Source organism: Streptomyces cadmiisoli, from assembly GCF_003261055.1.
Taxonomy (GTDB): Bacteria; Actinomycetota; Actinomycetes; order Streptomycetales; family Streptomycetaceae; genus Streptomyces; species Streptomyces cadmiisoli.
In genome coordinates, this window is record NZ_CP030073.1 from 1,663,420 (window position 1) to 1,683,409 (window position 19,990).

A 19,990-nucleotide genomic window follows, 5' to 3' on the forward strand; every position below is an offset into this window, starting at 1 on the left:
TCACGGGACTCGGCAGGCATCCGTGCCTCCAAACTCGCACAGTGCACCCACACCCGCACCCGCGCAGGTCACCGGGCGTGACCGACCCCGCTCGCATAGAATCGCGGGGTTTGTCCCCCGCCCGGCCCTCGCCTCCACGCCGGCCCAGCCCCGTACGGAGTTCCCGCCCATGTCCGATCCGCACGACCCCTGTGTCCGCGTCCGCGGCGCCCGCGAGCACAACCTCAGGGGCGTGGACGTCGACATCCCCCGGAACCGGCTGACCGTGTTCACCGGTGTGTCCGGGTCGGGAAAGTCGTCACTGGCGTTCGGCACGATCTACGCGGAGGCTCAGCGGCGCTACTTCGAGTCCGTCGCCCCGTACGCGCGCCGGCTGATCCATCAGGTCGGCGCACCGAAGGTCGCCGAGATCACCGGGCTGCCGCCCGCCGTGTCGCTGGAGCAGCGCCGCTCGGCGCCGACGTCGCGCTCGTCCGTGGGCACGGTCACCAATCTGTCGAACTCGCTGCGGATGCTCTACTCCCGGGCCGGGGACTACCCCCCGGGGGCACCGCGTCTCGACTCGGACGCCTTCTCCCCCAATACGGCGGCCGGCGCGTGCCCGCACTGCCAGGGCCTCGGGCGGGTGCACCGGACGACCGAGGAGTTGCTGGTCCCCGACCCGTCGCTGTCGATCCGCGAGGGCGCGATCGCCGCGTGGCCGGGCGCCTGGCAGGGCAAGAACCTGCGTGACATCCTCGACACGCTGGGCCACGACGTGGACCGGCCGTGGCGCGAGCTGCCCGCCGAGCAGCGGGAGTGGATCCTGTTCACGGACGAGCAGCCGGTGGTCACCGTGCACCCGGTGCGCGACGCCGATCGGATCCAACGGCCGTACCAGGGCACGTACATGAGCGCCCGGCGGTATGTGCTGAAGACCTTCGCGGACACCAGGAGCGCCACCCTGCGGGCCAAGGCGGAGCGGTTCCTCACCAGTGCGCCCTGCCCGGTCTGCGGCGGCAGCCGGCTGCGCCCCGAGGCGCTGGCGGTGACCTTCGCCGGCCGTACGATCGCGGAACTCGCCGCGCTGCCGCTGAGCGGGCTCGCCGACGAACTGGTCGCCACCGACGAGGCGTCGCGGGTCCTCACCGACGACCTCCGGTCCCGGATCGCGCCGGTCGTCGAGCTCGGTCTCGGCTATCTCAGCCTGGACCGCGCCACCCCGACCCTGTCCGCGGGCGAGCTGCAACGGCTGCGGCTGGCGACCCAGCTGCGCTCCGGGCTGTTCGGGGTCGTCTACGTCCTCGACGAGCCGTCCGCGGGGCTGCACCCGGCGGACACCGAGGCCCTGCTGACGGTGCTGGAGCGGCTGAAGTCGGCCGGCAACTCGGTGTTCGTGGTGGAGCACCATCTGGAGGTGGTGCGCGGCGCCGACTGGGTCGTCGACGTCGGTCCGCTCGCCGGGGAGCACGGCGGTCAGGTGCTGTACAGCGGTCCGGTACCGGGGCTGGCCTCGGTACCGGAGTCGGCGACGGCCCGGTTCCTGTTCGACGACTCCCCCGTCCCGGCACGCGAAGTGCGTGTGCCGCGCGACTGGTTGCGGGTCGGTCCGGTCACGCGGCACAACCTGCGCGGGGTGACGGCGGACTTCCCGCTCGGTGTGTTCACGGCGGTGACCGGAGTGTCGGGTTCGGGGAAGTCGACACTGATCGGGGAGATCACGGAGGACCTGGCCGGTGTCGGCCGCCTCGTCTCGGTGGACCAGCGGCCGATCGGGCGGACACCGCGCTCGAACCTCGCGACGTACACCGGACTCTTCGACGTCGTGCGCAAGGTGTTCGCCGGCACCGCGGCGGCCCGTGAACGCGGCTACGGGGTCGGCCGGTTCTCGTTCAACGTGGCCGGAGGGCGGTGCGAGACATGTCAGGGCGAGGGGTTCGTCAGCGTGGAACTGCTGTTCCTGCCGAGCACCTACGCGCCCTGCCCGGAGTGCGGCGGGGCGCGCTACAACGCCGGGACGCTGGAGGTCACGTACCGGGGCCGGACCATCGCCGAGGTGCTGGACCTGACCGTCGAGGCGGCGTCGGACTTCTTCGCGGACACGCCGCAGGTGTCCCGCAGCCTCGGCACGCTGATGCGGGTGGGGCTCGGCTATCTGCGGCTCGGCCAGCCCGCGACGGAGCTGTCCGGCGGGGAGGCCCAGCGCATCAAGCTGGCGAGCGAGTTGCAGCGCGGCCGCCGCGGCCGCACCCTCTACCTCCTCGACGAACCGACGACCGGACTCCACCCGGCCGACGTGCGGGTCCTGATGCGGCAGCTGCACGGCCTGGTCGACGCCGGGCACACGGTGGTCGTCGTCGAGCACGACATGTCCGTGGTCGCGGACGCCGACTGGGTGATCGACATGGGGCCGGGCGGCGGGGACGCGGGCGGCAGGATCGTGGCGGCGGGTCCGGCCGTGGAAGTGGCCCGCGCGACGGACAGCAGCACGGCACGCCACCTGGCCGGGGCGCTGGCGCCGGGCACCGTCTGACCTCGGCGACCGGCATCCGGCCGGGGCTGGATCACGACGCCCACTGCGCCGGCGGCCAGGACCGCGACCGGCTCCACTGCGCCGACCAGGATCCGGGCCGGGACAGGCCCGCCTCGCCGACCGGGAACCGGCACGTCGCCGATCGTCGCCTCGCGGTCCGCGAACCGGCACCTCGCCGACCGCGACCGGGACCGGGATCCGCTCCCGGACCAGCCGGTGCGCCGCGCGTCGGGCGGTGCGGTCAGGACGCCAGTACCGCGTGGGTCCAGCCCGATTCCGGGGTCGGGGCGGGCTGGGCGGCGCGGGCGAGGGAGCGGCGGTCGGGGTGGGTGCCCGGTGCGATCGGGTCGCGTACGTCCACCTCGGCGACCAGGCCGCGGGCCGTGGCGACCCGCCACAGGGAGGCGAGCAGGGAGTCCTCGCCGACGAACGCCGGTGCGGTGCTGGCCGGCCCTCCGGCGAGGCGGTAGCGGATGCGGACGGGCTGGACGGGGACACCGGCGTCGAGCGCGGCCTGGAAGGCGGCGCGCCGGAAGGTGCCCTGGGCTCGGCCGCACCAGGTGCTGCCCTCGGGGAAGACCCCGACCGCCGTCCCGGACCGCAGCAGACCGGCGATGTGCGCGACCGTTCCCGGCAGCGTGCGCAGCCGGTCCCGTTCGATGAACAGGACCCCCGCTCGGGCGGCCAGCGCGCCCGCGACGGGCCACTGCCGTATCTCGGTCTTGGCGACCATGCGGGCCGGGCGTACGGCGGCGAGCAGCGGGATGTCCAGCCAGGAGATGTGGTTGGCGACCAGCAGCACTCCCCCGGTAGGTGCCGGGGCGCCGGTGATACGGACCCGGACGCCCGCCGCCCGTACGATCACCCTGGCCCAGCGGCGCACCGCACCGGCGGGGACGCGCCTGCCGAACGGCAGCAGGGTGATGCCCGCGAGGACCAGGGCCGTGAGCGCGGCGAGCCGCAGCACGCCCCACAGGGCGGCCCTCCCCCGCGCCGCGGGCTCCACGCACGCCCCGGGGGTGCAGGGCGCGCTGGGCAGCCAGACGCTCATCAGGCCGGGACGAGCGAGAGGAAGTGCCGCAGATAGCGCGAGTTGACCCGGCGCATCGACAGCAGCACGTACAGGTCGGCGACCCCGAAGTCCGGGTCGTGCGCGGGACGCCCGCACACCCAGGCGCCCAGGCGGACGTAGCCGCGCAGCAGGGGCGGCAGCTCGGTGCGCCCGTCGGGGCGGGCCACCCCGGTCGGGTCCCACGGCAGCAGCGGGTCCACGCGGAATTCCTCGGGGGCCAGGTTCTTCGCCTCGACCCGGTCCCAGGTGCCGGCGGCCAGCGCGCCGCCGTCGGTGAGCGGGATCGAGCAGCAGCCGGCCAGCCACTCGTGGCCGCGGTCGACCATGTAGCGCGCTATGCCGGCCCAGATCAGGCCGATGACGGTGCCGTCGCGGTGGTCGGGGTGGACGCAGGAGCGGCCGACCTCGACGAGACCGGAGCGGATCGGGTCGAGCCGGGTGAGGTCGAACTCGCCCTCGGAGTAGAGCCGGCCGGCGACCGAGGCGCGCTCGGGCGGCAGCAGCCGGTAGGTGCCGACGACCTGCCCGGTGAGCGTGTCGCGGACCAGCAGGTGGTCGCAGTACGCGTCGAAGGGGTCGACGTCGAGGCCCGGCTGCGGCGTGGACAGCAGCGCGCCCATCTCGCCCGCGAAGACGTCGTGCCGCAGCCGCTGGGCGGCACGGACGTCGTCCTCGTCGCGGGCGAGGGTGACGGTGTAGCGGGTGGGAGCCGCTGGCTGCGGGGGACGGTCGAGGGTGGAAACGCCGGTCATGGCACACTCCTGGTCACGGGCCGGTTCGACGACGGCAGCGGGCGGGCCGGTGTCGTCCGGCCTGCCGCCACAGTTCTTCCTAGGCCGGTTGGCGTGTGCGTGACCTGCGGCAGGAGCGGGGATGTGCGGCTGTTGAATGCCAGGGGTGGCCCGGAATGCGAGACGGGACCGGGGATGAGCACCACTCCCGGTCCCGCCCGTCCGCACGCTTTGCGAACGTCTCCCCCACGTCGGTGGGCTACTTCTTGGCCGCCTTTCGGGTGGCCCGCAGCCACTCCTTGTTCATACCGGTGATGGAGCTCAGCGGAATGCCCTTCGGGCAGGCGGTGGCGCACTCCCCGGTGAGGGTGCAGCCGCCGAAGCCCTCCTCGTCCATCTGCGCCACCATGTCCAGCACCCGGGTCTCCCGTTCGGGCGCGCCCTGCGGCAGGACGTTGAGGTGGTTGACCTTCGCGGAGGCGAAGAGCATCGCCGCGCCGTTGGGGCACGCGGCCACGCACGCGCCGCAGCCGATGCACTCGGCGTGCTCGAAGGCGAAGTCGGCGTCGGGCTTCGGCACGGCCGTGGCGTGGGCCTCGGGCGCGGAGCCGGTCGGGGCGGTGATGTAGCCGCCGGCCTGGATGATCCGGTCGAAGGCGGACCGGTCCACGACCAGGTCCTTGATCACCGGGAAGGCCGAGGCGCGCCACGGCTCGATGTCGATGGCGTCGCCGTCCTTGAAGGACCGCATGTGCAATTGGCAGGTGGTGGTGCGCTCGGGGCCGTGCGCGTCGCCGTTGATGACGAGCGAGCAGGCACCGCAGATGCCCTCACGGCAGTCGTGGTCGAACGCGACCGGGTCCTCCCCCTTGAGGATGAGCTCCTCGTTGAGGGTGTCGAGCATCTCCAGGAAGGACATGTCGGGTGAGATGCCGTCCACCTCGTACGTGGACATGGCGCCTTGTGCGTCGGCGTTCTGCTGCCGCCAGACGCGCAGGGTGAGCTTCATGCGTAGCTCCGCTGGGTGGGGTGGACGTACTCGAAGACCAGGTCTTCCTTGTGCAGGACGGGGGACTCGCCGGTGCGGGTGAACTCCCAGGCGGCGGCGTAGGAGAACTCGTCGTCCCTGCGGGCGGCCTCGCCGTCGGGGGTCTGCGACTCCTCACGGAAGTGGCCGCCGCAGGACTCGCTGCGGTGCAGCGCGTCCAGGCACATCAGCTCGGCCAGCTCCAGGTAGTCGACGACCCGGTTGGCCTTCTCCAGGGACTGGTTGAACTCCTCGCCGGTGCCGGGCACCCGGATCCGCCGCCAGAACTCCTCGCGGATCTGCGGGATGCGCTCCAGCGCCTTGCGGAGTCCGCTGTCGCTGCGGGCCATGCCGCAGAACTCCCACATCAGCTCACCGATCTCGCGGTGGAAGGAGTCGGGGGTGCGGTCGCCGTCGATGGACAGCAGCAGGTTGAGCCGGTCCTGTGTCTCGGCCAGCACCTCCTGGACCACCGGGTGCGCCTCGGTGACCTGGCCCTGCGCCGGATTGCGCGCGAGGTAGTCGTTGATGGTCGCCGGCAGCACGAAGTAGCCGTCGGCGAGTCCCTGCATCAGCGCGGAGGCGCCGAGGCGGTTCGCGCCGTGGTCGGAGAAGTTGGCCTCGCCGATCGCGAACAGGCCGGGGATGGTGGTCTGGAGGTCGTAGTCGACCCACAGTCCGCCCATCGTGTAGTGCACCGCGGGGTAGATCCGCATGGGCACCTCGTACGGATCCTCGTCGGTGATCCGCTGGTACATGTCGAAGAGGTTGCCGTACTTCGCCTCGACGGCCTTGCGGCCCATCCGCGCGATGGCGTCGGCGAAGTCGAGGTAGACGCCCTGGCCGCCGGGACCCACGCCCCTGCCCTCGTCGCAGACGTTCTTCGCGGCGCGGGAGGCGATGTCGCGGGGCACCAGGTTGCCGAAGGACGGGTAGATGCGCTCCAGGTAGTAGTCGCGCTCGTCCTCGGGGATGCCGCTCGGCGGCCGGGTGTCTCCCTTGGCCTTGGGCACCCAGATACGGCCGTCGTTGCGCAGCGACTCGCTCATCAGGGTCAGCTTGGACTGGTGGTCGCCGGTGCGCGGGATGCAGGTCGGGTGGATCTGGGTGAAGCACGGGTTGGCGAAGTAGGCGCCGCGCCGGTGCGCCCGCCAGACCGCGGTCGCGTTGGAGTTCATCGCGTTGGTCGACAGATAGAACACGTTGCCGTAGCCGCCGGAGGCGAGGACGACGGCGTCCGCGAAGTAGGTGTCGATCTTCCCGGTGATCAGGTCGCGGGCGACGATCCCGCGGGCCCGGCCGTCGATGACGATCAGGTCCAGCATCTCGGTGCGCGGGTGCATCTCCACGTTGCCCGCCGCGATCTGCCGGCTGAGTGCCTGGTACGCGCCGAGCAGCAGCTGCTGGCCCGTCTGGCCGCGGGCGTAGAAGGTGCGGGAGACCTGGACGCCGCCGAAGGAGCGGGTGTCGAGCAGTCCGCCGTACTCGCGGGCGAAGGGCACGCCCTGCGCGACGCACTGGTCGATGATCTCCACCGACACCTGGGCGAGGCGGTGCACGTTCGACTCGCGGGCGCGGAAGTCACCGCCCTTGACGGTGTCGTAGAAGAGGCGGTGGACGGAGTCGCCGTCGTTGCGGTAGTTCTTCGCGGCGTTGATACCACCCTGCGCGGCGATCGAGTGGGCGCGGCGCGGGGAGTCCTGGTAGCAGAACTGGACGACGTGGTAGCCCTGTTCGGCCAGCGTGGCGCCGGCGGAGCCGCCGGCCAGGCCGGTGCCGACCACGATCACGGTGTGCTTGCGGCGGTTGGCGGGGTTGACCAGCTTGGCCTCGAAACGGCGCTTGTCCCAGCGTTCGTTGACGGGGCCCGCGGGGGCCTTGGTGTCGACGACCGGTTCACCGGTCGTGTAGTCGTCGTAGGAGGTCATGTCAGCTCACCAATCCGGTCATGACGCCCACGGGAACGGCGAGGAAACCGACCGTGAGCAGCAGCGCGAGGCCGTTGGCCGTCGTCTTCAGGGCGCGGTCGCGGGTGCGGCTGCCGACGCCGAGGGTCTGTGCGGCGCTCCAGAAGCCGTGCCGGATGTGCAGGCCGACGGCGAGCACCGCGACGATGTAGATGACGTTGCTGTACCAGGTCGAGAAGGTGTCGATGAGGTTCTGGTACGGGCGCAGGTGCTCGTAGCCACCGGGGTGCACGGTGCCGGTGGTCAGGTCGAGGATGTGCCAGACGATGAACAGGGCGAGGATGATCCCGCCCCAGCGCATGGTGCGCGTCGCGTAGGACGCCCTCGGCTTCTTGTGGACGTACTTGGTCGGCCGGGCCTTGATGTCGCGGCGGCTGAGCTGGTACGCGGAGACGGCGTGGGCGACGACCGCCACCACGAGCACGACCCGCACGATCCACAGCGCCCACTCGTAGTGGAGGACGGGCCCGCCCATGGTGCGCAGCCAGTGGGCGTAATGGTTGATGTCGTCGGGGCCGAAGAAGACCTTGAGGTTCCCGATCATGTGGGCGACCAGGTACATGAGCATGATGAGGCCGCTGACCGCCATCACTGTCTTCTTGCCGACGGAGCTGTCCCACACGGTGCGTGCCATGGACGGCCGTCGGTCCGTCCGCGTTGCCAGAGCCATGTCACAGGACGCTAGAGGGGAAGTACCCCATCGGTCCAAGACATGGTCCGGCTTGATTCGATAGCCGAGGCCTATGCTGGTGGTGTGCAGTTCCAGCAGCTTCAGTACTTCGTGGCGGTCGCCGAGACCCGGCACTTCACCCGTGCCGCGGATCTCGTCCATGTCGCCCAGCCCTCGTTGTCCCAGCAGATCAAGACGCTGGAGCGGGAGCTGGGCGCGGATCTGTTCCTGCGGGCGCGCGGGAACATCACACTGACCGACGCCGGCGAGGCGCTGCTGCCGCTGGCCCGGCGGATCCTGGCCGACGCGGACACGGCCCGGCACGAGGTGCAGGAGCTGGTGCAGCTGCGCCGGGGCCGGGTGCGGCTCGGCGCGACACCGAGTCTGTGCACCGGTCTGCTGCCGGACGTGCTGCGCGCCTTCCACGACCGGTACCCCGGCATCCAGCTGCTGATCGAGGAGGGCGGCTCGCACGACCTCGTACGGCACCTCGCGCGCGGAGCCCTGGATCTGGCCCTGGTCGTCCTGCCGCTGCCGACGCCGTCACCGGCGCTGACCACGGTGGAGCTGCTGCGCGAGGACCTGGTGGTGGTCTCCTCGCCCGATGCGCCCCGGCCGGGCGGTGACCGGCGTGCCGTGCAGGTCGCCGATCTGGAGGGAGAACGCCTGGTGATGTTCCGGCACGGCTACGACCTGCGGGAACTGACCGTCGCCGCGTGCCGCGCCGAGGGCTTCGAACCGGATTTCGCGGTGGAGGGCGGTGAGATGGACGCGGTGCTGGGCTTCGTCCGCGCGGGCCTCGGTGTCGCCGTCGTCCCGCGCATGGTGGCGGCCCGGTCCGGCCGCGGACTGCGGGTGACCCCACTGGCCCGCCCCGGCCTGCACCGCACGATCGCCCTGGCGCACCGCAGCGACGTGGCACCGCCCCGGGCGGCACGCGAGCTCCAGCGGATGCTGCTGGAGCGCTGACCCACCCGCGGGCGCGACCGGCCGGAGGCGCACCGCGCGCCGACGACAGCACCGGGACGAAACCCCGCGCGGCCCGTCCCCGGCATCTCCGGCACGAACCCCCGCGCCCCCGTCCCCGGCGAAGCCGCCCGAGGCTCCTCGGGCGGCGGCCGGCTCAGCCCGTCGCGTCGGCCAGGGCCAGTTCGTGCAGACGGTCCGGGGGACCCGGGCGGGCGTAGTACCAGCCCTGGGCCGTGTCGCAGCCCAGTATCCGCAGCTGCTCGGCCTGCGCTCCGGTCTCCACTCCCTCGACGGTGACCGCGAGATCGAGGCTGTGGGCGAGCGACACGATCCCCTCGACGATCTTGAGGTCGACGGGGTCGGCCGGGAACCTCTGCATGCTCTGGGTGAAGGAGCGGTCCAGCTTCAGGATGCTCACCGGCAGCCGCCGGAGGTTGGCGAGGTTGGAGTAGCCGGTGCCGAAGTCGTCCAGCGCGATGTCGACACCCATGTCGGCCAGTCGGCGCAGCGGCTTCAGGAGCGCGTCGTCGGCGCCGATCAGTGCCGACTCGGTGACCTCCAGGCAGAGCGCGTCGGGCGCGACGCCCGCGGCCTGGAGGATCTCGACGGTGTCCTGCACCAGCCCGGGGTGGGTGAGCTGGCAGGGCGAGAGGTTGACGTTGATGCGCAGCGGGGTGCCGGCCGAGGCGGCGTGGCGCTCCCGCCAGTCCCGGGCCTGGCGCACCGACTGCTCCAGCACCCAGCGGCCGAGCGGCACGATCAGGCCGGTGTGCTCGGCGAGCGGGATGAAACGGTCCGGGCCGAGGACGCCGTGCTGCGGATGCAGCCAGCGCACCAGGGCCTCCGCGCCGCGGACACTGCCGTCGCCGAGGTGGACCAGCGGCTGGTACTCGATGAAGAACTCGCCCCGCTCCAGGGCGGTCGGCAGGGCCGTGGTGAGACCGTGCCGGGTGATCGCCCGGGCGTCGGCCTCCGCGTCGGCCAGTTCGAACCGGTTGCCGCCCGCGGACTTGGCCCGGTACATCGTGATGTCGGCGCTGCGCAGCACCTCCGCCGCGCTCCGCTCCCCCGCGGCTCCCTCGACGATGCCGATACTGCCGCGCACGGTCAGTTCCCGGCCGTCGATGCTGATCGGGGCCACCAGCGCGTTCATGATGCGGGCGGCGAGTTCGTCCACCTCGCGCTGGGCGTCGGCTCCGGTGGTCAGCGCCACGAACTCGTCGCCGCCGAGGCGGGCGACCATCTCGCCGGGCGCGGTGGCGCAGCCCTGGAGCCGGTCGGCGACCTCGACGAGCAGCCGGTCGCCGGCCGCGTGGCCGAGGCTGTCGTTGATGGTCTTGAAGCCGTCGAGGTCGAGGTAGCACAGGCCGAAGCGCTGGTTCTCGCCCGAGGCCAGCACCTTCTCCAGACGTTCGAAGAACAGGGTGCGGTTGGGTAGTCCGGTGAGGGCGTCGTGCGTGGCCTCGTAGCGCAGCCGGAGGTTGAGCAGCCGCCGCTCGGTGGTGTCCTCCATGAGGGCGAGCTGGTACTGCGGGTTGCCGTCGGCGTCGCGCAGCAGGGAGACGGTCAGATTGGTCCACAGGACCGTGCCGTCCGGCCGGTAGAAGGCCTTCTCCACGTGGTAGTGCTCGCGCTCGCCGCGCACCAGTTCCTCGTACAGCCGCCACACCTGCGGGGCGTCCTCGGCGTGCGTCCACTCCCGCACGTTGCGGCCGCGCAGATTGTTCTCGGAGCCACCGAACATACGCAGCAGCGCGTCGTTGATCTCCAGGACGTTGCCGTCCAGGTCGGCGATGCCGATGCCTATGGCCGCGCCTTCGAACACCGCGCGGAACCGGGCCTCGCTGGCGTGCAGCGCCTGCGCCACCACGCCCTGGGCGCGCAGCGCGGCCTGGGCGATGGACTCCTGCTCGGCCAGCGTGCGTTCGCGCAGTGCCTCGGCGAATCCGGCGGCCATGGCGTGCTGCAGCCGCGCCGACCGCGCCCGCAGATCCTCCTGGGGGCCGTCCTCGCCGCAGTAGAGCACCAGATAGGCGTCGACGCAGTCCAGCGCCCGGCTGAGCGCCTCCGGGTCGGTGCAGTGCGCGCCGATCAGCGCGGCACCCACCGCCCGGCCCTCGGCCGCGTCGAAGGTCCGGGCCCGCAGCGCCCCGCTCAACCGGCGGGCCAGCGGCAGCAGTTCCTCCTCGAACTCCGGCCGGGTCAGCGATGTCGAGGTCGCCGGGAAGACGGCTCGGCTCCAGATCGTGGCGAACCGCCTCAGTCTGTCCTCCGGCCCGTCCGGCTCCGCGATCACGCTGTACGCCCCACGCCCGCGAAACCTGAGAAGGCGTAGGGATCCTCGTCCTCCGGTGCGGTGTCCGGCCGCCATACGGGCATCGGCACCAGTCCCGGTTCCACCATGTCGTACCCCTCGAAGAACCGCGCGATCTCCTCGCGCGAACGCATGATCAGCGGGTTGCGGAGGTCCTTGTACACGTCCACCGCGCCGCCCGCCCGCTCGGGTGGCAACGGGATTCCCTCGTACGAGGCATGCGTCAGGACCAGCATGCTGCCGGGTGCGAGCGCCTCGCCCAGCCGGGCCACCGCCCCGTAGGGGTCGTCCGTGTCCTCCACGAAGTGAAGTATGGCAACGAGGAGCAGCGCCACCGGCTGCTTCAGGTCGAGCAGGCGCTCCACCTGAGGGCTCGCCAGGATGTCCTGCGGCTTGCGGAGGTCGGCGGCGACGACGTCCGCGTGCTCGTTGCCCCGGAGCACGGCGTGGCTGTGCGCGACGGCCACCGGGTCGTGGTCGACGTACACCACGCGCGCGCCGGGGCTGGCCGACTGGGCCACCTCGTGGACGTTGCCGAAGGTCGGGATGCCCGAACCGATGTCCAGGAACTGCGAGATGCCCTGCCCTGCCGCGTACGCCACGGCGCGGCGCATGAACGCCCGGTTCGCCTGCATGATCTTGGGGAGCCCCGGCATGAACTCCATCGCCCTGCGGGCCGCCTCCCGGTCGACCTCGAAGTTGTGCGAACCGCCCAGGTAGTAGTCGTAGATCCGCGCAACGCTCGGCAGCGAGATGTCGATGCTCCGTGGGGCCCAGGCGGGACGCTCCATCCAGCTCTCCAAGACATAGGCGATCCGGTGTTCGAGCAGAGGCTACTGATCGCCCGCCAAACGGGCGAGCTGAAACGGAAATTGACCATCCGTTCCCGGTCACTGCCTCCGGCACGTGCCGGTTCGCGCCGTGCCGAGCCATGTCACGAAGGGTGTCCGGAGCGTCTCGCAGAGTTCCGGCGCACGGCACCGGGGTGGGTGGGTTTCTGAAGAAACACGACAAAGCGGCCCGCCTCCCGCATGGTGGGTTCGGGAGGCGGACCGCGGGGCCGCGCGCTGTGGGACGGACCGGTGGGGTGGTCCTCCTGCCCCTACTTCGCGGGCGCGCCGACCGGTTTTCCGTCGGGCGAGACGGCGTACCAGGTACCGCCCACGCCCTGACCGTTGGTGTCGCCGGGCTTCTTGTCACCGGCGAAGGTGTAGATGGGCCAGCAGTCGACCGTCTGCTGCTTGACGCCGTCGGACCGGGTGAAGCTCATCAGGCCCTCCTTGTCGAGGCCCTTGGTGTCGTTGGCGCCGACGGGGGCGACGACCGGCCACTTCTCCAGGCACTCGCCGTTGCAGGCCGACACCGGCTTCGGCCAGGCCTCGTCCTTCATGAAGCGGTAGACCGTGTGCCCGTTCTTGTCGACGACGATCTCGCCGAGCTTCGGGTCCTTGCGGGTGGACAGCCCGGGCAGGTCGGCGACTTCGGCCTTCTTGCCGTCGGGGGCCAGCGCGTACCAGGTGCCGCCCACGCCCTGGCCCTTGGTGTCACCGGGGTTGACGTCCTTCGCGAAGCGGTACGCCGGCCAGCCCGCGACCGTGAGCTGCTTGGTGCCGTCGGGGCGGGTGACCTCGCCGAGCAGCGCCGCGTCGATGCCCTCGCCGGCCTCGGCGTCGCCCGCGGGCACGGGCGGCCAAGCGGTCGCGCAGTCGCCTTCACAGGTGGACTTGGGCGGCTCGGCGGTGTCCTGGTCGAACCGGTAGAGAGTACGGCCGGCGCTGTCGATCAGCACCTTGCCCAGCTCCGCGTTGGCGGAGACGGCCAGCTTGCCCGCGGGAGCGGCCTGGGCCCCGGCCTGCTGGCCGTCGGCGGCCGCACCCGCGTCGGTGCCCAGTCCCGTACCTCCATAACCACCGGCCGCCGCGGAGGCGCCCACGTTCTGGCTGGCCGACTGGGTGCCGCTGTCCTGACCGCACGCCGTCGTCAGCGCCAGGACGGCCACGGCGCTCGCCACGAGTGAGGCGCTCCGCCAGGAGGTCTTCATCGTCAACTCCCCATAATCGCAAGGGTGTTGCAGCGCCCTACTGCGCCGCCGCACGACAATGGGTACGAACGGGGGCGCCGGTTGTGTTCAACGGAATCGCAGATTTCTTTCCGGGACCTGTGAAATCGCCCCCGGGCCGCACGCGCGTCCGCCCCCGCCGACCCCGGCCGGCCGCCGAATCAAACCCCCGGACGCCCTGATCCCTCCTTCGGGGGGTATCCCCCGTTCGGGCGCATGCGGCCGCCCGCGAGACCACATGATCTCGGTCGTGCATGGATCCGAAACGAGCCATTCGTCCGTCGGTGTGCGGGTGTTGGCCCTGGTGACGTTGGCCTGGGTCCTCGTCGGCCCTGCGGCGGGTGTCGCGGCGGCCGACGCCTGCGCGTACGCCTCGACGGGCCCCGGCGGCACCGACGCGGTGGCCGTCGCGGGGAGCGGCACCTGGCCCACTTTCCCGGGCTGCCCGCCGCCCACCCCCACTCCGACGCCCGAACCGCCACCACCGCCTCCTCCGCCGCCTCCTCCGCCACCGCCACCGCCACCGCCGAAGCCCACCCCGCCTCCGCCACCGGAGCCGCCACCACCACCGCCGCCGAAACCGGCGCCCGAGCCGCCTCCGCCGCCGGCGCCCAGGGCGGCGCCGCCCACCTCCGCGCCTCCGCCACCCGCTCCGCCGCCCGCACCGGCTCCGAAGCCGAAGCCGGCCCCTCGCCCCTCGGTGACGCCGGTGAGCTACCCGGAGTACCGCGCCGCGCCACGCAACCGGCCCGCACACCAAGGCCAGTCACCCGTCACCTACGTCCTGCTCATCACCGCGCCCGCGGTGATCGCCGTCGCCGCCCTGCGGCCGCGCTGATCCCTGGAGGAACCCGTTGCCGGAATGGCTTGTTCTCACCCTCGCAATGCTGGCCGCCTGCACCGTGGTGGTCGTCATCACCCTCCTGCGCAACCGCACGGCGTCCGAGGACGAGGATCCCTCCGAGACACCCGACGTCATCGAGTACATGACCATGTGGATCGGCGTGGTCTACGCCATCGTCCTCGGCCTGGCCATCGCCGGCGTCTGGGAGGCCCGCAATGTCGCCCAGGACCAGGTACGGGCGGAGGCGCAGGCGCTGCACGAGATCACGGAGCGGGTGCGGGTCTACCCCGCCGACGTCCGTGACCGGATCCGCGCCGATGTCAACGACTATGTCGGACACGTGGTGCACACCGAGTGGAAGGCGATGGCCGACACCGGCAAGGTCACCGATCGCGGCACCGAGCTGCTGAACCGTATCCGCACGGACGTCACGGACTACGAGCCGCGCACGGACTTCCAGGCGCAGGCCTACCAGCCGCTCATCGACCAGGTGGCCGCGGCCGACCAGGCGCGCACCGCGCGCGCGGACTCGACGGAGCCGACCATGCCGGGCGTCGTCTGGTTCGGCCTCGTGGTGGGGGCCGTGGTGACCGTCGGAATGGTCCTGGCCCTCCAGATCCGGCGCACCCCGCGCGAGCTGATCCTCGCGGGCGTCTTCTCCGCGCTGATCGCCTTCCTGCTGTTCCTGATCTGGGACTTCGACTCGCCCTACGGCCGCGGCATCGCGGCGTCGGCCGAGCCGTTCATCAATCTGTTCCCCGACGCCAAGGGCTGACGCCGGCGTCACCTGTCGGGCCTTCGCCCCTGCATTCCATCGGAACGGGGGCGGAGGCCCGGCGCGTGTCCTGTGCCCGGGTACGCCGTGGGAGACAGGGCCCGGATCCGCTACTCGGAGCGGCGGCGCACCCAGAACAGCCCGCCGCCGACGACGGCCGTCGCCACCAGGCCGCCGCCGATCGCCATGTCGGTGGGTGTCGCCCCGGTGGTGCTGCTGCCGCCGATGCCGCCCCGTACGCCGCCGAGGACGGTGAGCGCGGCGGGGCGCGTCAGAGTGCGGCCGGAGCAGTCGATGGTGATGTCGTACGACCCGGGCCGGGCGTTGGGGCTGATGTTCACGATGCCCCTGGACGAGCCGTTGACCCCGCCGATCGCCCCGAGCCTGGTCGAGGGGAAGACGGACGACCTCATGGTGCCGCCGTTGGGGCAGCCGTCGATCGTGACGCTCATACGGCCCCCGCGGGCGATGGCACGGGGCAGAGCGTTGATGTTGCTCGGAAAGAAGCGGCCGGGTCCGAAGCCGTTGCCGTTCCCCCCGAATCCGTTTCCGTTGCCGCCGAATCCGTTTCCGCCGAATCCGTTGCCGTTGCCCCCGAATCCGTTCCCGTTCCCGTTCCCGTTCCCGATCCCGTTTCCGTTGCCGCCGATCCCGTTTCCGCCGATGCCGTTTCCGTTGCCGATCCCGTTCCCGCCGATGCCGTTCCCGCCGATGCCCCCGATCCCGCCGTTTCCGGTGCCGTCGAGTCCGCCCAGGTTGTTGCCGCCGATCCCGCCTCCGTTGCCACCGATGCCCCCGTTGCCGACATTCCCGTTCCCGCCGATTCCGTTTCCGGTGCCGTCGTTCCCGTTGCCCGGCACTCCATTGGCGGGGTTGCCGGGGTTGCCGGGGTTGCCGTTGTTGTTGCCGACGCCGTTGCCGTTGCCGGCGTTCGGGTCCTCCTGGGCGAGGGCGAGGGGAGCGGTCAGCCCGAGCGCTGCCACGGCGGCCGCAGAGGCTGCCAGAGCACGAAGAGTACGCATGTGTTCCTCCGCGGAAGACGCCGCCCGGAGCCTGTCCCCGGTCGATCGGCGAGTGAGCGCCTCCCGCAACGACCCTCAGATGCCCGGCACGCGTCCGCATTTCGGGAATGGTCCGTCCTGGTGAGAGGACACGCCGAGCGACAATCGCACAATCCGATATTGCCGCAGGTCACATACCGTCAGAAAATTCCTGCTCACGGCGACTCGGATGGCGCACCCGAAACCCGTGCGGGCCACCCGTTCGTCTCCGCCCCCGTCGCCGGTGGCCTCCGCGGGACTTAGCGTTCTCCTATGCGCGAAGTGACGCGGCGACGGCCGCGTCGAGAGGGGAAGACCAATGTACTTTTCCGAGCCGGACGAAGAGGAGGTGCAGCGGAAGAAGCGTGCCCCGTGGGGCGTGATAGCGCTTGTTCTGCTGACCGGTCTCGCACTCATCCGGAATGGTTCGGGGGAGTTCGACGCCGGACCGCCGCAGCCCGCGTCGGCCGCCGCGGCGGACACCCGCACCGCCCCGGGCACGTCCCCGAACGCCCCGCAAGCGCTGCCCTTCTCCACACCCGGGCGGGTCAGGATTCCCGCCATCCAGGTCGACGCGCCCATGACACCCGTCGGCCTGGACGCGCAGGGCTGGGTCGACGCGCCGCCGCCGGAGACCCCGAACCTCGCGGGCTGGTTCACCGGTGCCGTCACCCCGGGCGAGAAGGGCACCGCCGTGGTGGTCGGCCATGTGGACAACTCGAAGGGTCCCGCCGTGTTCTACGGCCTCGGCGCGCTGAAGCAGCGCAACCGGGTCGAGATCACCCGGCAGGACGGGAAGACCGCCGTGTTCGAGGTCTACAGCGTCGAGGTGTTCAACAAGGACGACTTCCCGGGCGACCGGGTCTACGGCTCCAAGGGCACGCCCGAACTGCGGGTCATCACCTGCGGCGGCGGCTTCACCCAGCAGAACGGCTACGACGGGAACGTCGTCGCGTTCGCCCGCATGGTCGAGGTCCGCTGAGCGGCCCGGACCGTGCGGGCGGCCGGGATCACACCTGGTGGCGACGGGGCACGGTGATGTGGTAGCCGTCGTCCAGCAGCTGCGGCAGATAGTCGCGCAGTGCCCGCACGCTCTGCGAGCGGTCTCCCCCGGCGTCGTGCGAGAGCACCACGACACCGGGCCCGGCGCCGTTCTCCACCTGGTCGACGATGGTGCGGGTGCCCGGTTCGGTCCAGTCGAGCGTGTCGACGGTCCAGGCGAGCGGCTCCATGCCCAGCTCGGCGCCCAGCTGGAAGGCCGACCGGTTCCAGGCGCCGTAGGGGGCGCGGAACCAGCGGGGGCGCTCGCCGTACGTCTCCTCGATCACGTCGCTGGTGCGTTCCATCTCGGAGCGGATGCGTCCACGGCTCAGCTCGGTCAGCAGCGGGTGGGACCAGGTGTGGTTGCCGACGACGTGGCCCTCCTCGGCCATCTCCGCGAGCAGGTCCTTGTTGTCGACGACCATCTCGCCGCACACGAAGAACATGGCGCGGACGTCGTACGCGCGCAGCGTGCTCAGGATGTCGGGGGTGTAGCGCCGGTCGGGTCCGTCGTCGAAGGTCAGCACCATGGTGCGGCCGACGCCCGTCATGCGCAGGACCGGCTCGCGGCGTACGAGGGTCCTGGAGGCGTTCGGCCCGCCGTGTCCCACGAGGGGCTGGAGGCGGTAGGTGGAGGGCTTGAGCGGGCGGCGTGCCGGGGCTCCCGCGGCGGGGGCCGCGGGAGCGGCCGGGTCGCCGCCCGCGCCCAGTCCGAGGAGACCGGCGGCGCCGGCCGCGCCCAGAGCGGCGACGCCCCCGAGCAACGCCCGCCGGCGCGTGAGCAACTGATCCTTCTTCATGTGTCATCAGTCGCCCGGCATCCGCCCGGCGCACTTCAGCAACACCGCAGCAGCGGCAGGAAAACACCCGTGCGGCCCAGGGCGGAACGGTCGGCGTCGGGGCCGTCAGGGGCGGCGGACGGCCGGGGAGTCGAGCCGGAGGAGGACGGGTGCCCGCCCGACGCCCGGAAGCGGAGGTTCCGATAGCCTCGGGAGATGTGATGGAAAAGCACCCGCAACGGTTCGAGCGCGGCACGGACGGTCCCAAGGTCATCCTGGTCGGCGCGGACGGCTCCGACAGCTCGATGCGGGCCGTTGCCTACGCGGCCGGCCTGGCCCGCAGGCAGAACGCGCTGCTCGCCGTCGTGTACGTCCAGCCGGTGATGGCGGCGGGTGCGGCGTTCGGGGCGCCGGTCGCGGCGACCACCCGCGAGATCGCCGACGAGCTGGTGGCGGAGATCCGCGAGGCGACCGAGCGGCTGAAGGGGATATTCGAGCTGCGCTGGGAGTTCCGCACCTTCCACGGCGATCCCTACAACGGTCTGGTGAAGGCGGCGGACGAGCTGAAGGCGGACGCGGTCGTCGTGGGCGCCTCCGAACAGGCCGGTCATCGCATCGTGGGCTCCGTGGCGGTGCGGCTGGTGAAGGTGGGCCGCTGGCCGGTGACCGTGGTGCCGTAGCCATGCGTGGCGTCTTCCTTCGCGAGCGCGGCTGAGTCATCATGATCCGCCGTCAGCCGTTTGCCGATCGCGAAGAGGTGAGACGCATGGCCCGGCTCCGCGCGGGGGAAGGGGTTCTCCGCCGCAAACCCATCGAGCACATCGAGGAGACGGAGGTCGGCGAGGGCCCCCGTCTCGACCGGACCCTCGGACTGTGGCAGCTCACCGCGATCGGGGTCGGCGGCATCATCGGCGCAGGGATCTTCACGCTCGCCGGCACGGTGGCCAACGGCACGGCGGGGCCGGCGGTGGTCGTCTCGTTCCTCATCGCCGGGGTGGCGAGCGCGGCGGCGGCGCTGTCGTACGCCGAGTTCGCCGGCCTGATCCCCAAGGCGGGTTCCGCCTACACGTACGGGTACGCGGTGCTCGGCGAGTTGGCGGGCTGGTTCATCGGCTGGGACCTGCTGCTCGAGTACACGGCGATCGTGGCGGTGGTCGCGATCGGCATCTCGGGGTACTTCGGCTTCCTGATCGGCGAACTGGGCGCCGATCTGCCGAGTTGGATGCTGGGCGCGCCCGGCACCGGCGCGGGGCACCGGATCGACCTCTTCGCGGCGGTGCTGTGCCTGCTCATCGCGTATCTGCTGAACCTCGGCATGCGCAACGCGGCCCGCTTCGAGACGGTGGTCGTGGTCCTGAAGGTGCTGGTGGTGCTGCTGGTCATCGTGGTGGGCGTGTTCCACATCGACACCGCGAACTACGACCCGTTCTTCCCCTACGGCGTCGGCGGCGCGTTCACGGGTGCCGCGACGGTGTTCTTCGCCGTGTTCGGCTACGACGCGATGTCGACGGCGGCCGAGGAGTCGAAGGACGCGCAGCGGCACATGCCGAAGGCGATCCTGTACTCGCTGGCGATCTCGATGGTCCTCTACGTGGCCGCCTGCATGGTGCTGACGGGTATGCAGAACTACCGGGAGATCGACCAGGAGAGCGGCTTCTCCACCGCGTTCAAGTCGGTGGGCCTGAGCGGGCTGGCGGACGTGATCGCGGTGGGCGCGATCATCGGCATCCTGACCGTCATGTTCACCTTCATGCTGGGGGTGACCCGGGTCTGGTACAGCATGTCGCGGGACGGGCTGCTGCCGACGTGGTTCGCCAAGACGCACCCCACGCGCCATGTGCCGACCAGGGTGACCTGGATCGTCGGGGCGGCCTCGGCCGCGATCGCCGGGTTCCTGCCGATCGGTGAGGCGGCCGAGCTCACCAACATCGGGATCCTGCTGGCGTTCGTGGTGGTGTGCGTGGCGGTCATCGTGCTGCGCTACCGGCAGCCGGAGCTGCCGCGCTCCTTCCGTACGCCGTGGATGCCGTTCGTGCCGGCGCTGGGGATCGTCTTCTCGATCTGGCTGATCACGTTCCTCCACTGGCAGACCTGGGCGCGGTTCGCCGTGTGGTTGGCGATCGGGCTCGTCATCTACTTCGGTTACTCGTACCGGAAGTCGGCGCTGGCGGGCCGTTAGACGCCACCGGG

At 71.5% G+C, this 19,990-nt stretch carries 16 protein-coding genes and 1 pseudogene; 7 read left to right on the top strand and 10 right to left on the bottom strand.

Features of this window, described 5'->3' with window-relative positions:
* The first annotated feature begins 169 nt into the window (after window positions 1-169).
* Window positions 170-2,512, top strand: a complete 2,343-nt coding sequence (locus DN051_RS06830; RefSeq protein WP_112438243.1) for an ATP-binding cassette domain-containing protein — start codon at window positions 170-172, stop codon at window positions 2,510-2,512.
* A gap of 241 nt (window positions 2,513-2,753) precedes the next feature.
* Here DN051_RS06830 and DN051_RS06835 read toward each other — a convergent pair whose 3' ends face one another.
* The 5 genes from DN051_RS06835 to DN051_RS06855 all read right to left on the bottom strand — a co-directional run bounded on the left by DN051_RS06835 (window position 2,754) and on the right by DN051_RS06855 (window position 7,979).
* Window positions 2,754-3,563 (bottom strand): lysophospholipid acyltransferase family protein, encoded by an 810-nt coding sequence (locus tag DN051_RS06835; RefSeq protein ID WP_053760562.1) that lies wholly within the window; start codon window positions 3,561-3,563, stop codon window positions 2,754-2,756.
* A complete protein-coding gene (locus DN051_RS06840) occupies window positions 3,563-4,336 on the bottom strand; it encodes a GNAT family N-acetyltransferase (protein WP_053760561.1) in 774 nt (257 codons plus the stop codon). The genes DN051_RS06835 and DN051_RS06840 overlap by 1 nt, the downstream gene beginning before the upstream one ends.
* 238 nt (window positions 4,337-4,574) lie before the next feature.
* A complete protein-coding gene (locus DN051_RS06845; RefSeq protein ID WP_053760560.1) occupies window positions 4,575-5,324 on the bottom strand; it encodes a succinate dehydrogenase/fumarate reductase iron-sulfur subunit in 750 nt (249 codons plus the stop codon).
* A complete protein-coding gene (locus DN051_RS06850; protein ID WP_053760559.1) occupies window positions 5,321-7,270 on the bottom strand; it encodes a fumarate reductase/succinate dehydrogenase flavoprotein subunit in 1,950 nt (649 codons plus the stop codon). The genes DN051_RS06845 and DN051_RS06850 overlap by 4 nt, the downstream gene beginning before the upstream one ends.
* A gap of 1 nt (window position 7,271) precedes the next feature.
* The gene (locus DN051_RS06855) at window positions 7,272-7,979 is read right to left on the bottom strand and encodes a succinate dehydrogenase (RefSeq protein WP_079001218.1); all 708 of its coding nucleotides are present in this window, start codon (window positions 7,977-7,979) and stop codon (window positions 7,272-7,274) included.
* 84 nt (window positions 7,980-8,063) lie between these two features.
* Between DN051_RS06855 and DN051_RS06860 the strand changes: the two genes are divergently transcribed.
* On the top strand, window positions 8,064-8,948 hold the full coding sequence (locus DN051_RS06860; RefSeq protein ID WP_112438244.1) for a LysR family transcriptional regulator: 885 nt from the start codon (window positions 8,064-8,066) through the stop codon (window positions 8,946-8,948).
* Window positions 8,949-9,102: 154 nt separating this feature from the next.
* Here the strand turns inward: DN051_RS06860 and DN051_RS06865 are convergent, their stop codons facing one another.
* The 3 genes from DN051_RS06865 to DN051_RS06875 all read right to left on the bottom strand — a co-directional run bounded on the left by DN051_RS06865 (window position 9,103) and on the right by DN051_RS06875 (window position 13,303).
* On the bottom strand, window positions 9,103-11,244 hold the full coding sequence (locus tag DN051_RS06865; protein WP_053760556.1) for a putative bifunctional diguanylate cyclase/phosphodiesterase: 2,142 nt from the start codon (window positions 11,242-11,244) through the stop codon (window positions 9,103-9,105).
* Complete coding sequence (locus DN051_RS06870; RefSeq protein ID WP_053760555.1) at window positions 11,241-12,053, bottom strand: SAM-dependent methyltransferase; 813 nt, start codon at window positions 12,051-12,053, stop codon at window positions 11,241-11,243. Before DN051_RS06870 ends, DN051_RS06865 begins: the two co-directional genes overlap by 4 nt.
* Window positions 12,054-12,364: 311 nt before the next feature.
* Entirely contained in the window at window positions 12,365-13,303 is a 939-nt protein-coding gene (locus DN051_RS06875) for an SCO0930 family lipoprotein (protein WP_053760554.1), read from the bottom strand.
* A 727-nt stretch (window positions 13,304-14,030) separates the two neighbouring features.
* Here DN051_RS06875 and DN051_RS47240 point away from each other — a divergent pair.
* Window positions 14,031-14,159 (top strand): hypothetical protein, encoded by a 129-nt coding sequence (locus DN051_RS47240; RefSeq protein WP_267890912.1) that lies wholly within the window; start codon window positions 14,031-14,033, stop codon window positions 14,157-14,159.
* A 16-nt stretch (window positions 14,160-14,175) separates the two neighbouring features.
* Window positions 14,176-14,940, top strand: a complete 765-nt coding sequence (locus DN051_RS06885; RefSeq protein ID WP_079001700.1) for a bestrophin-like domain — start codon at window positions 14,176-14,178, stop codon at window positions 14,938-14,940.
* 110 nt (window positions 14,941-15,050) lie between these two features.
* Here the strand turns inward: DN051_RS06885 and DN051_RS46385 are convergent.
* Window positions 15,051-15,440 (bottom strand): annotated as a pseudogene (locus tag DN051_RS46385) (hypothetical protein); the annotation flags it as partial.
* Window positions 15,441-16,299: 859 nt separating this feature from the next.
* Between DN051_RS46385 and DN051_RS06895 the strand changes: the two are divergent.
* Window positions 16,300-16,962 (top strand): class F sortase, encoded by a 663-nt coding sequence (locus DN051_RS06895; protein ID WP_053762594.1) that lies wholly within the window; start codon window positions 16,300-16,302, stop codon window positions 16,960-16,962.
* Window positions 16,963-16,990: 28 nt separating this feature from the next.
* Here the strand turns inward: DN051_RS06895 and DN051_RS06900 are convergent, their stop codons facing one another.
* Complete coding sequence (locus DN051_RS06900; RefSeq protein ID WP_053762593.1) at window positions 16,991-17,821, bottom strand: polysaccharide deacetylase family protein; 831 nt, start codon at window positions 17,819-17,821, stop codon at window positions 16,991-16,993.
* A gap of 200 nt (window positions 17,822-18,021) precedes the next feature.
* Between DN051_RS06900 and DN051_RS06905 the strand changes: the two genes are divergently transcribed.
* Window positions 18,022-18,480: a universal stress protein gene (locus DN051_RS06905; protein WP_420709223.1), complete on the top strand. Its 459-nt coding sequence runs from the start codon at window positions 18,022-18,024 to the stop codon at window positions 18,478-18,480.
* A gap of 86 nt (window positions 18,481-18,566) precedes the next feature.
* Window positions 18,567-19,979 (top strand): amino acid permease, encoded by a 1,413-nt coding sequence (locus DN051_RS06910; protein ID WP_053762591.1) that lies wholly within the window; start codon window positions 18,567-18,569, stop codon window positions 19,977-19,979.
* The last annotated feature ends 11 nt before the right edge of the window (window positions 19,980-19,990 follow it).

Coding starts and splice junctions, on each gene's coding strand:
- DN051_RS06830 (WP_112438243.1), top strand. CDS start 170: ATGTCCGATCCGCACGACCCCTGTGTCCGCGTCCGCGGCGCCCGCGAG.
- DN051_RS06835 (WP_053760562.1), bottom strand. CDS start 3,563: ATGAGCGTCTGGCTGCCCAGCGCGCCCTGCACCCCCGGGGCGTGCGTG.
- DN051_RS06840 (WP_053760561.1), bottom strand. CDS start 4,336: ATGACCGGCGTTTCCACCCTCGACCGTCCCCCGCAGCCAGCGGCTCCC.
- DN051_RS06845 (WP_053760560.1), bottom strand. CDS start 5,324: ATGAAGCTCACCCTGCGCGTCTGGCGGCAGCAGAACGCCGACGCACAA.
- DN051_RS06850 (WP_053760559.1), bottom strand. CDS start 7,270: ATGACCTCCTACGACGACTACACGACCGGTGAACCGGTCGTCGACACC.
- DN051_RS06855 (WP_079001218.1), bottom strand. CDS start 7,979: ATGGCTCTGGCAACGCGGACGGACCGACGGCCGTCCATGGCACGCACC.
- DN051_RS06870 (WP_053760555.1), bottom strand. CDS start 12,053: ATGGAGCGTCCCGCCTGGGCCCCACGGAGCATCGACATCTCGCTGCCG.
- DN051_RS06875 (WP_053760554.1), bottom strand. CDS start 13,303: ATGAAGACCTCCTGGCGGAGCGCCTCACTCGTGGCGAGCGCCGTGGCC.
- DN051_RS06895 (WP_053762594.1), top strand. CDS start 16,300: ATGTACTTTTCCGAGCCGGACGAAGAGGAGGTGCAGCGGAAGAAGCGT.
- DN051_RS06900 (WP_053762593.1), bottom strand. CDS start 17,821: ATGAAGAAGGATCAGTTGCTCACGCGCCGGCGGGCGTTGCTCGGGGGC.
- DN051_RS06905 (WP_420709223.1), top strand. CDS start 18,022: ATGGAAAAGCACCCGCAACGGTTCGAGCGCGGCACGGACGGTCCCAAG.
- DN051_RS06910 (WP_053762591.1), top strand. CDS start 18,567: ATGGCCCGGCTCCGCGCGGGGGAAGGGGTTCTCCGCCGCAAACCCATC.